The organism is Clostridium sp. Marseille-P2415, assembly GCF_900155545.1.
Classification (GTDB): Bacteria; Bacillota; Clostridia; order Lachnospirales; family Lachnospiraceae; genus Lacrimispora.
In genome coordinates this window covers 191,142-206,414 of record NZ_LT732526.1, presented here as the reverse complement: position 1 = coordinate 206,414, position 15,273 = coordinate 191,142, and the positions used below count along the sequence as shown (strand labels likewise).

Genomic DNA, 15,273 nt, shown 5'->3' with positions numbered 1-15,273 from the left:
TTTGATTATACTATATTTTCCTTTGGAAATCATCTCTTTTGTTTCTATCGGATCAATAGGATAAACTGGCGTCCTTGGAAGTATTTAAATCCATGATGCTTTGTTTTGCTGCTATATGAACTTTTCCTTCCGCTACAGCAGTTGCTTTATTTCCTGCATTATCCGTAAATTCTGCTTCAACGGCAAGTCCGCTTATGACAGCCTCCGGCGCTGTCCATGTACCTACATAATAGCCTTCCTCTACTTCTTCCATTGCAGCCATGGTATCTGACTGGGTTTGGAACCTGTATGGCAGGACAACCCGGAACGCTCCCTTTCCGCCCGGTTCGCTTCGAAAGCTTACCGTCAGCAATTCCCCGGCTGTCAGTGTAACATCCTCTACTGGGTTTAAATCCGTGATTGCCGGCAATCCCTGTTTCACCGTTACGGTGACCGTCTTCTCCGTAGTATTACCCGCCAGATCATAGGCTTTTACCTGGAAGGTATTTTCTCCTTCCTTTACGATTTTCTCAACATGGAAGGCTCCATTTACAACCTGGACAGGTTCTTCGTTGATTTCCAACCTGTCAAAATATGTATCTGCTGCAGTTCCTGTAATGTCTATGACGTTTTCCTTTGTTTTCAATCCGTCGGCTGGCTGGGTAATGGTTACTTCCGGTGCAGTTTTATCTAAGATGACAGTCTTCCCGGGTGATTGTTCCGTTTCTTTTTCATTTAATATTGCAGAAGCTGTAATCACACTTTTTTCCTCAGTCAACGGTATTTCCTTATGGAAGGTTTTATTCTCTGTGTCTGCTTCTCCCACTTTAACACCATTTGCATAAAGAAGGACCTTCCCTTCTGCCTTTACTTTTCCTTCTACTGAAACAGAATCCTTATTGATATAATTAACCTCTTTCAGATTGGTGATTTCCGGCGTATCGGCAGAATATTCCATTCTTGCTCTTATCATTAATCCGCCCTTGGTATCTTTCTCTTTTAAAGGAGTAAAGGTATCTCCTGAATACAGATAAGATCTGTCGTCATAGGTACTGGATTCATCGATTCCGGTTCCGGGTGAAGAAGTTCCGGCAGCAGTCTGGCAGGTTGCAATAAAGAAATCCCTGTCCGTTGAGAATTCAAACCCGGATAAATCAATATAATTCCATTGTCCTCTTTCCACAGTAACGTTCTTCGGTTCGGCATTGAGCTTTACAGGTTTTCCATTCTCATCGGTATCATACAGGGTAATGCCGATTGTATTTCCGCCCGGAACAGGCCAGTCAGAGCCCCAGAAGAAGACATTCGCTCCTTTTACCTTTCCGAATTGAGCCGGAGTTACCCTTATAGCCAGGCCGCTGCCTGCTGAATTCAATACAAGTGCATTTTCACCGGTACCGTCATCATAAACGATTTCCTCTTCATAACCTACGAATCTCTTAAGAGGTATTTGCAGCTCTGTTGTTTTATTTCCTTCTACCGTAACACCTGCTTCTCCCGACTCGAATCCATCGGCTATCACCTTTAAGGTATAATCACCTTCATATACATCCGGTATGACAAAGGATCCGTTTTCATCGGCAGTAACCTCCGGTATCCTGGAATCTTCTTTTATTCTGATCACGGCATGGGCGGCCGGTGCTTTTGAATACCTGTCTAAAACGGTTCCTGTAATGGTTCCTTTCGGTTTTTCTTCCAGTACCAGGTTCTTATTTATGGTCTGGTTTTCCTCCAGATGAACCTTTGTTTCAACAGGATCGTATCCATAAGCTTCTGCCCTTACGGTCCATGTGGTATCTCCTTCATTTACAGCATGTTTCAATGTGAATTTACCATCCACAGGATTTGTTCTTACACTTCTCCCGGTTTCCAGAACAGTTACCACAGCATCAACGGGTAAACCGGTTATTACGGAAGTTTCCTGATCGTGAAGGATAACAGGGTTCTCTGAATCTTCTCCTTTTGCTAAAACCTTGCCTTCTATGGTACCGGTACCGCCCGCTACTTTGGATACGGCTTCGAACGCATCAATAATCCCATAACCATAGCCATTGTTGGGATGTCCGGAATCATCGGAATCTTCTACGGGTACTGCGGTATCCTTTAACAATGCTTCTACTTCTTCTACTTTCAGAGAATTGTTCGCAGATAAGATTAAAGCCATGCTGCCTGTAACAGCAGGTGCCGCCATACTTGTTCCGTCCCAGCCGCTCTCATATCCGCCAGGTACAGAGGAACGAATGTTTACTCCGGGAGCTGAAACATCCGGCTTCAGATTATTATAGGGTCCAGGTCCTCTTTGTGAAAAATCGCCTCTTTTATTATTTTTATCCGTTGCCCCTACGGCAAAACTTTCCGGATAATTGGCAGGGGCACTGACCGAAGCCCGGGGTGCCGCGCCGTCAGTTTGATTTCCTGATGAAAATACCGGGATGATTCCGGCAGCTTTCCAGGATGTTACCATAGGACGGAACCACTCGTCCAGTCCCGAACCTCCGCCCCAGGAGTTGTTTATAATATCCGGTGCCGCTGCCGGATCTCCCCCCGGTGCAAGCATCCACTCTGCTGCAGATAATATATCATCATCGTAACCTCCTTCAGCCGTAAATGCTTTTGCAGCTATCCAGGTCGCTCCCGGTGCTGCTCCTACTTTATTTCTTCCATCCGGTTCTTGTCCCAATATGGTACCCAGTACATGGGTTCCGTGAGGCACTCTTGAATCATCAACAGGCAGGGTACTCCCGTTTACAGGGTCAAACCAGTTCCCTGAGGGATTCGGATTATTGGGATTCTTCGGGTTATATCCCCTCCATTTCAGCTTCAGTGCCGAATGTTTCCAGGTTGCTCCCGTATCAATGGTACCTACAACCACGCCGGTTCCATCCACACCAAGACCCCATGCTTCATCTGCCCTGATTCTCTCGATATTCCATTCTACACCATCTTTATTCGCCTGAATTGTTTCCGATGAAATGGATGGCTTTTCTAATTTTACTAATTTGTTCTCATATATCTTCTCTACTTCATTCATATATGAAATAGTTTCAATGACATCTTTTCTTGCTTTTACATAAACTGCATTAATGATGTAATAAGGTTTATATTCTGCTATACTCCCCTTATCTTCCTCCTGGGTCAGATATTTTAACAGCCTTGGCTGGGTATCCTCTGCATTATCCTTTAATGCATCAATTACCTCTTTTCTGACCTCCAGTTTCGATTGATACGGAGTGAATGCTTTATAAAGCCTGCTTTCCGCCTCCTTAGCAACCTTCATGCTGTCTACCTGATTTTTTAAATAAACGATTGCTTCTGCATAATCCCCATCTGAAAGGGAATCAATAAAGTTAGACTCGATCTTATTTTTTGCTTCCGTCCGCTGCACTCCCTTAGCGGTAGAAAACGGAATCGATTGGTTATTTTCTGCTAAAGCATTGAATGCTGTGTTAAAACTCATAATGATGAGTAATAAGACAGAAAGAAGTATTTTTCCTGATTTTCTCTTATTCATACTTTCATCCTTTCCTGGCACCGGTATGCCTGTATTGCTGCATACCAGAATGTGAAATAAATTTCATAGGTTGAAAGAATAAAAATGTATCATTCCTTTCTAATTAGATTTTCCTTCAACCCCAGAGACATGACGGAATGCTATAATTCCGGTATAGCTTCAACTTTTCATCACTCCTAACCTCATTATATTTTAAAAAGATATCCGCCCTTTATTACATGTGCCTCCTTTCTCTTTTGCAGGGCTGCTGTCTTTTGTTACCTTAAATTATCCTGCGGTCATCTATGTATCTATATGTTGGACAAGCTCTTTTACTATTTAGTAAAAATATATTCTCTCAATTCGCTTTTTATGAATCAAATGTAAATTTTTATTTATAATAAATATAAATATTCACATATCAAAAGAGTTGCTTAATTTATAACTGTAATATGTCTTATCAGGCTTGGTATTGTTCTACTTATTATTGCCGGTATCCTTAACTTCACATCCGGTCAGCGTGATGATTACACTGGTCGTCCTTTAACGGGCACTTCTCTTCTCCTTTTTCGATACATACATAACATCCTTTACAGGTTTCAAGCCAGATCTCGTTTAATTGAACATACTCAAATTCAATTTCATCATTCTTTTTATTCAATTCTCTTACCTTGTCAATAAGTTATTTCTGTCAAAACGAAAAATTTTCAAATTTTACAAAAAAGGTGTAAAAGTCTACACTCTCACACCTTTGCTAAGTACATCTAATATTTGTAATCTATTGATTTGACACCTTGCTTTGAAATTATTCCATGAAAACCGCAATCCTTCCGCAAGCTATGTTTATAGATTCTTGACGAACAATGCACGAATCGCATTCAGTATGGCGATGATCATGACGCCGACATCGGCAAAAATGGCGAGCCACATGTTGGCGATGCCAAGCGCGCCCAAAATCAGGCAGATGAGCTTTACGCCGATTGCAAATATGATGTTCTGATAAACGATTCGAAGACACTTTCTGGAAATTTTAATGGCCTTGGAAATTTTAATCGGATCGTCATCCATCAAAACCACATCAGCGGCCTCAATGGCCGCATCCGACCCCATAGCGCCCATGGCAATACCAATATCGGCTCTGGAGAGAACCGGTGCATCGTTGATACCATCACCGACAAAAGCAAGCTTTGCTTTCTCCGGCTTGATCCTCAGCAGATCCTCTACCTTTAAGACCTTGTCAGCCGGAAGCAATTCGCTGTAAACATCATCAATCCCCAGGGAGCCTGCCACCTGCTCTGCCACAGAACTAGCGTCACCGGTCAGCATTACCGTCTTTTCGATACCTGCAGTTTTCAGTGCTGCAATTGCATCTTTGGAATGCGGTTTAACGATATCAGAGATCACGATATGCCCGGCGTATGCGCCATTGATGGCCATGTGAATAATGGTTCCCACCTGATGACAATCCATGTACTTCACGTTCAGGCGCTTCATCAGCTTGGCATTGCCGGCTGCTACCTCAACGCCATCAACCTTTGCAATAACGCCGTTACCGCTGATTTCCTGAATATCTGTCACTCTGGAACGGTCGATTTCTTTGCCGTAGGCCCGCTGCAGGCTCTTGCTGATTGGATGGGAAGATGCACTTTCCGCCAATGCTGCGTATTCCACCAGCTTTGCATCCTCTATCTCATTGTGATGGATGCCGTTTACTTCAAATACCCCCTTCGTCAGCGTACCGGTTTTATCAAATACAATGTATTTAGACTGTGAAAGTGTTTCCAGATAGTTGGAGCCCTTCACCAGGACGCCTTCCTTGCTGGCACCACCGATACCGGAAAAAAAGCTCAGTGGGATACTGATAACCAATGCACAGGGACAGCTGATGACGAGGAAGGTCAAGGCACGATAAATCCAGACTCCCCAGTCTGCGGTCAGTCCCATTGCAAACATCCGAACAAGCGGAGGCAGAATTGCCAGCGCAAGAGCACTGTAGCAGACAGCGGGCGTATACACTCTTGCGAATTTGGAAATGAAATCTTCCGATTTGGATTTACGTAAGCTTGCATTCTCTACCAGATCAAGGATTTTAGAAACAGTAGATTCACCGAATTCCTTGGTCGTTTGAATCTTCAACACTCCCGTCATATTGATACAGCCGCTGATGATTTCATCTCCGGCCTTTACCTCACGGGGAAGGCTTTCACCGGTTAACGCACTGGTGTTTAAGCTGGAATTGCCTGCAACAGCCGTTCCGTCAATTGGAACCTTTTCCCCCGGCTGTACCACGATAATACTTCCAATCCCAATTTCATCCGGATCGACCTGTTTCAGTTTTCCATTTACTTCGACGTTGGCATAATCAGGGCGAATATCCATCAGTTCACTGATGTTTCTGCGGCTCTTGCCAACGGCATAGCTTTGGAACCATTCGCCAATCTGATAAAACAGCATGACTGCGATCGCTTCCACATAATCCCCATCTTCGTAAACGGCCAGAGCAATCGCACCGATCGTGGCAACAGCCATCAAAAAGCTTTCATCGAATACCTGGCGGTTTTTAATGCCCTTGCCCGCTTTTATTAAAATATCATAACCGATTACCAGATATGGAATCAGATAAAGTGCAAATCTCAAAATTCCCAATGCCGGTACAAAATTCAGTGCGATCAGCATGGCTGCTGCAAAAATAATCCTGACCAGCATATATTTTTGTTTTTTGTTCATAACAGTTCCCTCCTTATATATGTTCCTATCAGGAAAAAGATTTATCAATTAAACAATCTTTTATTTATAGGGGCTGCAGAAGCACCACCGGTCATATTCAGGGGTGCTTCTACAACTTGCATGGTTTCCTCTCAGATGAAGACTTCGCAGTCAGGCTCGACCTTCTTACAACTCTTGCGAACTTCCTCCATCACAGCTTTGGCCTCCTGACCATCCTCGAATTCCACATTCATCTTGAGAGCCATGAAGTTTACAGAAGCGGCTTTAACGCCAGCGGTATTCTGTGCAGCCTCTTCCATTTTGTTTGCACAGTTTGCGCAATCCACATCAATCTTATAAGTCTTTTTCATCGTAATAACTCCTTTCAAAATTTATTCAAGATGTTAAACAATTAAACGTATGTTTAATCGTTCAACTACATCATACACACGCTTTTATGGAAAGTCAATACGTCCGGGAAGAATCCTTCTATTCGGACAAAAAACGTTTCCATTTGGACTAAAGGCATTCATTCCAGCTTGCACATTCCGAAATTTTTCGCTCTGTCCCGTTTCTTTCTTAAGCGCAATATGATAAAATATCTTTAAAAGGAGGTTGTTCCATGTCGTATACACAATTACCTCATAATCACGGGCAACGCATTGAGCATGAGCTGGAGCACATGCCGAAAGTCGAAGAATTTCAGACGGTAGCTGACATTTTCAAACAGCTCGGCGACGGAAGCCGAATCCGGATTTTCTGGCTTTTATGTCACTGCGAAGAGTGCGTGATTAACATATCCGCTTTGGTCGAAATGAGCAGCCCTGCTGTATCCCATCATCTGAAACAGCTGAAAGCCAGCGGATTAATCGTAAGCCACCGCAACGGGAAAGAAGTTTACTATAAAGCTTCCGGCACAAAGCAGGCAGAGCTTTTACACCACATGATTGAAAAGCTGGTAAAAATCTCCTGCCCATCGTTATAAATTCAACACTGCGAGGAAGGTTATAACATGAAAGAGGATTATTCTATTACTATAGAAAAAGCACTGGTGGGGGTGCCAAAGGGAACATTTGAGATTGAGAGCTACGCTTCTCCTCATGCGGAGACTCCCCTTCTTACAAATCACCTTGATACACAAACGGAAGGAAAAGGAAAGATTGAAGCTTTTCTGATTTATCCGGGCATTGAAGTTTCATTCAATCAGTTTTTGGCTGACAAGGTACTTTTTCACCATGAAGCTATTAATTCGGTTCTGGAAATCACTCACTGCCGGATGGGCCGGGTCGGCTGGAACATGAAAAGCGGTATTTCTGTTTATCTTGGTACTGGCGACCTGGCTTTGCACTCCATGGATTGCTGTGCCGATTCTGATATGACGCTCCCTTTGGGCTATTACGAAGGAATTACCATTTCCATAGATCTTAATATACTTGCAGACAACAGCCCTGAAATCCTGAAAGAAGGGAGCTTCAATGCCCGACAGCTCTATGAAAAATTCTGTACACAAGGAAAACCGGCCGCCATTCCTTCGAGCAGTGAAATCGACCGCATTTTTTCAAGTCTTTACGATCTCCCTGACCAGCTGCGCATCCCCTATTACAAACTGAAGGTTCAGGAGCTGCTGCTCTATCTCAGCCGAATTAACCCGGCCGGGGAAAAAGAACTGACCCAGTATTTCTCTCAGCAGACCGAGTTGATAAAAGAGATACATGGCTTACTGACCCACCATCTGGACCAGCGGTTTACCATTGAAGAACTGTCAAAACAGTATTTGATAAACACTTCCTCCTTAAAGGCTGTTTTCAAGGCCGTGTATGGACTTCCCATTGCCACCTATATGAAGGAATATCGGGTGAAACAGGCAAAAAAGCTGTTACGGACGACCGATGACAGCATTGCTGACATTGCATCAAGTGTCGGATATGAGACACAGGGAAAATTTACAAATGCATTTAAGAACATTGTCCGAATGCTTCCTACCGAATATCGAAAGCAGCATCGGTCACAGGAATAAGCTGCCGGATATTTTTTCTCAAAGACTACCTCCAATATTTAAAAGCAAGGACACTCTGCACCGGCGCCCTTGCTTTCACTTTATCTGTTCTATATTTGTCCTGTTATACTTTCACCATTAGCAGCTATCACTTGTTTATACCATCCTGGATTGCCGCATGCATCTGTTCCATGTGCATTTTCAAATAATCGATCCGGTGCGGGCCCATTCCCGAGACAATCATCGGTGCCAAGTCCATTCTCAATGATCATTATTATTCTTAAATATTTTTCTTATAAGCTACATAATTAAATTATCCAAATATATACATAATAATAAATCAATTTTATTCCAATGTATGGATATGTATTTTACATATAATATTTACATTTTACAAACTTCTGTGAAAAAGCCAATACTTAGCAAAGGAGGTTTTCTGGGTGTTCTATCAGACTTTAACACAGGTTTATAAATATTAAATAAGTGAGGGAATAAGGATGAATAAAATATTAAAAAGTGTAAAAGTATTTGCATCTATAACTCTAGCAACAATTATGGTATTTTCCGCCAGTATAGCAGCATTTGCTGCTGATGCCAGCGGTGTAACAGCAAGTATATCAGATATTATTAAAAACCAGAATTCTGACGGCGGTTGGAAAAAGGATTACAAAACAACCAGCGGTGATTGGGCAAAATCTACAATTGACAACAAAGCAACCTATACCGAAATCAGAAGATTGGCGGCAGACTATAAAGAGAAAGGTACCGCTAAAAGCAAGGAGGCTTGCCTGAATGGAATAAACTTTCTTTTGAAAATGCAATACCCCAACGGTGGCTGGCCGCAGATTTATGGGACAACATCCGAAGAATACCATATGTATATTACATATAATGACGATGGAATGATTAACGTCATGATTCTTTTGGACGATATTTCAAAAAAATCCGGTGATTTTTCGTGGGTGGATGATGGGACTGCAAAAAAATGCACTGGTGCAGTTACAAAAGGTGTGGACTGCATACTGAAAACCCAGGTTAATGTAAACGGTACATTGACAGTTTGGGGACAGCAGCATAATCAAAATACTCTTAAACCCGCAGAAGCAAGGGCTTATGAAGTCCCTTCACTCTGTGCTAAGGAAAGTGTAAATATCGTAAAATTCCTGCAGACCAGAAATCAGACACCTGAAATACAAAATTCCATCAATGCAGCAATTGCCTGGCTCAAAAACGTTAAAATTTCCGGAATCAAAGTAGACAAGATTTATGATTCCACCGGCAAAAAAGTAATTGATGCAAAAGTTGCCGCGGACCCCTCAGCCCCTGCAATCTGGGCCCGTTTCTACGAAATAGGAACTAACAAGCCTATCTTTGCCGGTCGTGACAGTAAAGTAAAATATAATCTTGCAGACATTGAGCAGGAAAGAAGAGCCGGCTACAGCTGGTATGGCTATTGGGCTACAACAGGCTTGGATATAAGATAAAAATGTGAAACAATAAATTCACCGGGCCAGGAATTGCACTGAGGCTTCCTGACCCGGTAACTTATATCACTCTGCTTTTATCACTACCAGATGTCTCCAATGGTAAATCCATTAGGAAACGGATCTGTTTCATCTAATACCTATTCACTAAACCCATAAATCCAACACTGTCCTCCGACTGTTGGTACAATGGCCTTATGACCATGAATTTCTGTTTTCTCAATAGCTTTGCCGGTAAACGTAACGCCAAGAAGACCTTCATTGTAAAATGGTTCATTCAGCTTCAGTTTAAAACAATAATTTCTTGTATAAAGAATGGATTGAATTTAAAATATTTTTCATTTCTTCCCTGGTGTATGCCTCTTACATCCAAGCTTCATTTCCTCAATATTCATATGACATTGTACCAATATTATCATTTGACTTAATAGTTTTCAAACTCTTTCATTATTCAAGTAAAACTAATAAAGAACTTGATTTTATCTATGTCAATGCTCACTCCTAATATATATAATATATAAGAAATAAAATAAAAAAGGAGTTGTTGCTATGAACATCAAACAAATTCGCAATGCTACAGTTATTATTACATATGCAGGAAAGAGGTTTTTAATGGACCCGTTTCTTGCTGCCAAAGGTTCTTATCCGGCTTTCCCGGGTACTCCAAATCAAGATAAATCAAATCCATTGGTAAGCTTGCCGGTTTCCATCGATGAAATCATTGATGTAGATGCTGTAATCGTCACTCATACACATCTTGATCATTTTGATGATGCTGCCAAAGAAGTATTACCAAAAACCATAAAAATGTTTGTACAAAATGAAAAAGAAGCGGACGAAATCAGAAATGCCGGCTTCCAAAATATAGAAGTGTTACAAGGAGAAGGGAACGTCTATGGTTCAATTAAATTAACTAAAACAAAAGGCATCCACGGAACAGGTGAAACCATTCAGCGTTATTTTAAAGAAGCTAATCTTGACACCGAAGTTTGCGGTGTTATCTTTAACCACCCAAGTGAAAAAACCTTATATATTGCCGGAGATACTGTCTGGTGCGATGAAGTCCATAAAGCAATCGATACGCATAAACCAGAAATAATTGTCTTAAATGCAGGTGATGCTCAATTCCTGGAAGGCGGCTCTATCATAATGGGCAAAAAGGATGTTTATGAAGTATATAAAGCTGCTCCTCAGGCAAAAATTATTGCCAGCCATATGGAGGCTGTTAATCACGGAATGTTAACAAGAAAAGAATTAAAGGACTTCATCGATGAAAAAGAAATTTCTTCCAATATATTAATACCATCTGATGGGGAAGAATATATACTATAAAATTATAGATATTTGAAACAACTGAAATCAGGCATGCCATGTTATGAGCAATGCCTGATTTTAGTCGTTTCATTAATAATAATGGTTAGTTTATAATTTACATACATATTTAAGTTTGTTAAGAATTTATCCAACAACTCGTTAGATGGAAATTTACATTCCAGAAGATAACAGCCATCTCCGCTAATCTTATAATTATGTATGATATATTCTTCTTGTTTGCTTATGAATGACAGGTATGGTTTATGGTAAGTGTCTTTTGTATAAATATTTAACATTACATGCATCGCACATCCCAGTTTTTCCTGATTAACTTTAATCGTATATCCCTCAATAATACCGTTTTCTTCTAATTTGTTAACTCTGGAGGAAGCCGCCTGTCCTGTCAAATGCACTTTTTCTCCCAGTTCTTTCATGGTCATACGGCTATTCCGAGACAATTCAGCTAAAATATGCTTATCTGTGTTATCTAACATTTATCCAATTCCTTTCATTATTCATTTCCTTTCATTATTCATTTTATTTCACCGCTACAACGGATGTTAAGTCCTTTTTATATCAGCCTATGAACTCATGCTATCATCTCTCTTTTCATTTGTCAATGTATGGGAATATCGTTTATAAAGATGCATTTTAACTATATTTATGCCTGCTGAAGGGTCTGTTACGATCCTTATTACCACTTCATGGTATTTCCGTAAGAGCTTAACCTCCCTCAAATAAACAGTTTAATCATCCCCTCAAACAAGTCAAAGAACCTCAAAACAATATGAATTGAGGTTCTTAAGTTTTAAATCTACGTTAAATTAGCAGTCCATGTTTTTCTATCATACATTTCTCCATACTGCTCAGATACAGCCCCTCAAACTGCCGAATGAATCAAGTAAAGTTCTTCCTCAAATCATTACTCCTAAGTGTACCGCCCGGCTTAACTAACTAATCACCTGGCTGGACTGGTGCGGTAATGGTGAATCTGCTCACAATCCGCATTCATCACCATATTTTTTTAGTCCTACGATTGCCGAATAACACATAATTATAATCAATATCAACATGGGGAGCCCCATAATAATACTGGCAGTCTGCACAGCCTCCAGTCCCCCGGAATACAGGAGCACAAAGGCAAGAAGGCTTATGGAAAATCCCCAGAATACTTTCAGCCAAACCGGGGATGCCTTGTCCGATCTGGTTACACATCCTTCTTCTCTCATATATGGGACATTTGCAATTGCACGCCCGAAAAAAGCGAGAAGGCCAATCATCGCCCATTTTTTGACGGCAGAAAGTTTTGATATCTCCATGGTTAGTCCCCAGCTACATTCAATACAATTTTACCGACCAGTTTCTTGGATAAAAATGCCTCCTGCGCCTTTACGATATCTTTCAGCGGGAACTCTTTTGCAACTACCGGCTGAATCATTCCCTTTTCAATGTAATCAATCAGTTCTTCAAAAGATTCCTTAGACTGGAATGTTGTTCCGCAGAGAGATAAGTCTTTCAGATAACAGTCACGGATATCGAAATCCACCATCGGTCCGCCGATTGCTCCGCACACACCATATCTTCCGCCCTTTTTCAGGACTTTCAGAAGCTGCGGCCACTGCTCGCCAGCTACCATATCCAAAATCACATCTACAGACATAACGCCAAGTTTCTCCTCATAGTTCTCACCGCGAAGAATAATCTCATCCGCTCCGTATCCGCGAACCCTGTCTTCCTGTCCAGGGTCACATACACCGATAACCTTTGCTCCCCTAATCTTAGCCAACTGGACCAACGCAGAGCCGACTCCACCGGACGCTCCGGTAATCAAGCACACATCCCCCTCATTCACTCCGGTTCTCCATACCAGGTTATTGGCAGTCCCGTAGGAGCAGGGGAAGGTAGCAAGCTCTCCATCGGTCAAATCCGAATTGATTGCAAATGTCTCGCAGCCAAGTGCGGTCGCATACTCTGCAAATCCGCCGTCACACTCCGATCCCCAGGTAATGCAGTCATACGGGTTTTCTCCTGTAAAGGATGGCTGTACGCTCTGAACCAGCACTCGCTCGCCAATTCTGTCTTTGCTTATCCCTTCGCCGACTGCTACGATAGTTCCGCTGGCGTCCGCCCCCTGGATTCTTGGGAATACAAGAGCCTGTCCAAGCCATGAGCCATCATCGTCAACATCCTTGAAACCTTGCTTCCCGCCATCATTTGTCTGTGCCTTTACGTTTTTAGAATACCATCCGATGCGGGTATTAATATCTGTATTATTAACAGCTGCTGCTCCTATTTTAATAAGAACTTCTCCTTTTTTCGGTGTTGGCACATTAATGTCCTCACGATACTCTAATTTTTCAAATCCACCAAAACCGGTAAGATATACGCCCTTCATTTTCTCAGGTATTGCTGCCATAATTTTTATCTCCTTTTTATCTTTGATTTTATTAATATTTTCGTCCGCGCAAACTTAAATATTGATTATATAACCATTATATTGGCTTGTTTGATAATTATCAAACGAATATATTTGAATCTTATATTCAAAAGATTTAAATCTTATGCTATAATAATTGTATAAATTGACTATAAAAAGGAAGTGGAAAACTTGGACCAATACTTCAATCTCGAATATCTAAATACATTTTTAATTGCTGCTGACACAAGAAAACTAAACGTCACTGCGGAACTTACTTACCGTTCACATTCAGCTGTCAGTACGCAGATTAAAAAACTGGAAACGCAGATTGGAGCACCTCTTTTTATAAGAAATAAAGATACACTAACTCTTACAAGGGGCGGAGAGCTTCTTTATACTTATGCAAAGGATATCTTGAATGCAAACAATATTGCGTTCAGATCTCTGACCGGAAAGACCTGAGATGGCAATATCGCTATCGGCATTCCGACGGATTATGCAGAAGCTTTCATGAAAATTTCCTATCCAAGACTTGGGAAGTGCCTGCCTAATTATCATATTACTATTGAATTTTCCAGGAGCCGGGAAATAAGGAAAAAAATAGAAGAGCGGAAACTGAATATTGGAATAGTTGCCTTAGAACCTCAATATGAAGACGATATTCTACTTTGGGAAGAACGATTATTGTGGGTCTGCCACAAAGACTTTCATAGATCGAAAGATGATCCTTTTCCTGTTGCCATCTTTTCAGACGATTGCATTATTAACAATCACGCTTTATACTGCCTGAAAAAATCAAATATTGATTTCCAAATTGTATTTAAAAGCAAGATGATGGACAATCTGGCATCCTGTGTCAAGGCTGGTGCTGCAATATCGCTCCTTCCGGAATCAATGGTAACAGAAAGCATGCAGCAGATTCCTATTGAATTTCTTCCCTGCCCGCTCTCATTAAAAATCGGATGTACCTGGGATTCGCACACTGACAAACGTATATTAAACACCATACTTGATGTACTACAGGACAGTTTTTAAATCAAACAGAGGTTACCTCATCTATGGATTTCTAATCACAAGTGCGGTAACCTCTGTTATCTCAGGTTTCCAGGCCTCCCAGTGTCTGGCAGACTACTGTCAATATACTCTTTCCAAGATACGCGGACAAGTATATCAATTTCATGAATGGAATCGCGATGCTCACACGCTTGTCACCAGCACAATCGGATCCTGTGCGGCAATTGTGGCTGCGCTTTCCCGTTACCCCAATACCACTATCGAATTTATTAAACGTTTTTCCGCAAAGGGCATCTCTATCATACCAATTACTGACAGCCTGACCTTTCCTTGCAGTGAACTGGCTGACCTCGTTTTCGTGATTCCCGTTGCTTATTATTCCTACGTAAACTCTTTTTCCGCTGTCTTTTGTCTGATTAACTGCCTAATGCTGGAAGTGATAAGGCAAAATCTGGAAAAAGCCCGAACAGAAATGGAAGCTTTTGAAACATATGTCTCCGAAAATCATATTTATTATATGAATCAGAATAAAAAAAGCGTTATCGTAAATGACTTATGACGCAAGAAAACTGTTGGACGAGCTGATATTGACAGAAAAAGCAAAAGGATTACAGGCATGATTCAAAAACTGCCGGCCGTTTTTGTTCACGCGCGAGGTGATAGAAATGGTTGATAAGTTAAAAAAATAGAAGTAAAAAGCATAATGGCAAAATCAAGTTTTCTCTTATCTTTCAGGTATGACCTTTGCAATGCCCTAAATGTAAGCATGACATGGCTTTTTTAGAACTCTACCATAATCACAAACGAGTCCCTCTGATTAAACTTTTTGAAAGAGCTTTGGCAAAATACCGCTGCCGCTCCAGCGGCAAAT

General features: G+C 41.3%; 14 protein-coding genes. 7 read left to right on the top strand and 7 right to left on the bottom strand.

The genetic code is table 11. The features are described from left to right. Window positions 1–52 precede the first annotated feature (52 nt). The 3 genes from BQ9856_RS05885 to BQ9856_RS05875 all read right to left on the bottom strand — a co-directional run bounded on the left by BQ9856_RS05885 (window position 53) and on the right by BQ9856_RS05875 (window position 6,546). A complete protein-coding gene (locus BQ9856_RS05885) occupies window positions 53–3,490 on the bottom strand; it encodes a S8 family serine peptidase (protein WP_077610207.1) in 3,438 nt (1,145 codons plus the stop codon). Between the two features lie 822 nt (window positions 3,491–4,312). Beyond that, a complete protein-coding gene (locus BQ9856_RS05880) occupies window positions 4,313–6,196 on the bottom strand; it encodes a heavy metal translocating P-type ATPase (RefSeq protein WP_077610206.1) in 1,884 nt (627 codons plus the stop codon). Window positions 6,197–6,327: 131 nt separating this feature from the next. Then, the gene (locus BQ9856_RS05875) at window positions 6,328–6,546 is read right to left on the bottom strand and encodes a cation transporter (protein WP_077610205.1); all 219 of its coding nucleotides are present in this window, start codon (window positions 6,544–6,546) and stop codon (window positions 6,328–6,330) included. A 251-nt stretch (window positions 6,547–6,797) separates the two neighbouring features. On the opposite strand from BQ9856_RS05875, the gene BQ9856_RS05870 reads away from it, so the two are divergent. The 3 genes from BQ9856_RS05870 to pelA all read left to right on the top strand — a co-directional run bounded on the left by BQ9856_RS05870 (window position 6,798) and on the right by pelA (window position 9,655). Continuing rightward, window positions 6,798–7,160: an ArsR/SmtB family transcription factor gene (locus tag BQ9856_RS05870; RefSeq protein ID WP_077610204.1), complete on the top strand. Its 363-nt coding sequence runs from the start codon at window positions 6,798–6,800 to the stop codon at window positions 7,158–7,160. Window positions 7,161–7,187: 27 nt separating this feature from the next. Continuing rightward, window positions 7,188–8,192, top strand: a complete 1,005-nt coding sequence (locus BQ9856_RS05865) for a helix-turn-helix domain-containing protein (RefSeq protein ID WP_077610203.1) — start codon at window positions 7,188–7,190, stop codon at window positions 8,190–8,192. A 476-nt stretch (window positions 8,193–8,668) separates the two neighbouring features. Then, entirely contained in the window at window positions 8,669–9,655 is a 987-nt protein-coding gene (pelA, locus tag BQ9856_RS05860) for a pectate lyase (RefSeq protein WP_077610202.1), read from the top strand. A 140-nt stretch (window positions 9,656–9,795) separates the two neighbouring features. Here pelA and BQ9856_RS05855 read toward each other — a convergent pair whose 3' ends face one another. After that, complete coding sequence (locus BQ9856_RS05855) at window positions 9,796–9,936, bottom strand: proline racemase family protein (protein ID WP_235839295.1); 141 nt, start codon at window positions 9,934–9,936, stop codon at window positions 9,796–9,798. A gap of 268 nt (window positions 9,937–10,204) precedes the next feature. On the opposite strand from BQ9856_RS05855, the gene BQ9856_RS05850 reads away from it, so the two are divergent. Beyond that, window positions 10,205–10,987 (top strand): MBL fold metallo-hydrolase, encoded by a 783-nt coding sequence (locus BQ9856_RS05850; protein WP_077610201.1) that lies wholly within the window; start codon window positions 10,205–10,207, stop codon window positions 10,985–10,987. A 41-nt stretch (window positions 10,988–11,028) separates the two neighbouring features. Here the strand turns inward: BQ9856_RS05850 and BQ9856_RS05845 are convergent, their stop codons facing one another. The 3 genes from BQ9856_RS05845 to BQ9856_RS05835 all read right to left on the bottom strand — a co-directional run bounded on the left by BQ9856_RS05845 (window position 11,029) and on the right by BQ9856_RS05835 (window position 13,385). Next, the gene (locus tag BQ9856_RS05845) at window positions 11,029–11,463 is read right to left on the bottom strand and encodes an Lrp/AsnC family transcriptional regulator (RefSeq protein ID WP_077610200.1); all 435 of its coding nucleotides are present in this window, start codon (window positions 11,461–11,463) and stop codon (window positions 11,029–11,031) included. Window positions 11,464–11,964: 501 nt separating this feature from the next. Then, window positions 11,965–12,288, bottom strand: coding sequence for a BCCT family transporter (locus BQ9856_RS05840; RefSeq protein ID WP_077610199.1), 324 nt, complete (start codon window positions 12,286–12,288; stop codon window positions 11,965–11,967). A 2-nt stretch (window positions 12,289–12,290) separates the two neighbouring features. Continuing rightward, window positions 12,291–13,385 (bottom strand): alcohol dehydrogenase family protein, encoded by a 1,095-nt coding sequence (locus BQ9856_RS05835; protein WP_077610198.1) that lies wholly within the window; start codon window positions 13,383–13,385, stop codon window positions 12,291–12,293. A gap of 192 nt (window positions 13,386–13,577) precedes the next feature. On the opposite strand from BQ9856_RS05835, the gene BQ9856_RS24765 reads away from it, so the two are divergent. From BQ9856_RS24765 to BQ9856_RS25665, 3 genes are read left to right on the top strand one after another with little or no spacing between them, the layout of a single operon-like run. Next, a complete protein-coding gene (locus BQ9856_RS24765; protein WP_200801268.1) occupies window positions 13,578–13,850 on the top strand; it encodes a LysR family transcriptional regulator in 273 nt (90 codons plus the stop codon). Between the two features lie 9 nt (window positions 13,851–13,859). Beyond that, window positions 13,860–14,423 carry a LysR substrate-binding domain-containing protein gene (locus BQ9856_RS24760; RefSeq protein ID WP_328587264.1) on the top strand — a complete coding sequence of 188 codons (564 nt, stop codon included), beginning with the start codon at window positions 13,860–13,862 and terminating at the stop codon, window positions 14,421–14,423. Next, entirely contained in the window at window positions 14,401–14,961 is a 561-nt protein-coding gene (locus tag BQ9856_RS25665) for an SIS domain-containing protein (protein ID WP_139348664.1), read from the top strand. Before BQ9856_RS24760 ends, BQ9856_RS25665 begins: the two co-directional genes overlap by 23 nt. The last annotated feature ends 312 nt before the right edge of the window (window positions 14,962–15,273 follow it).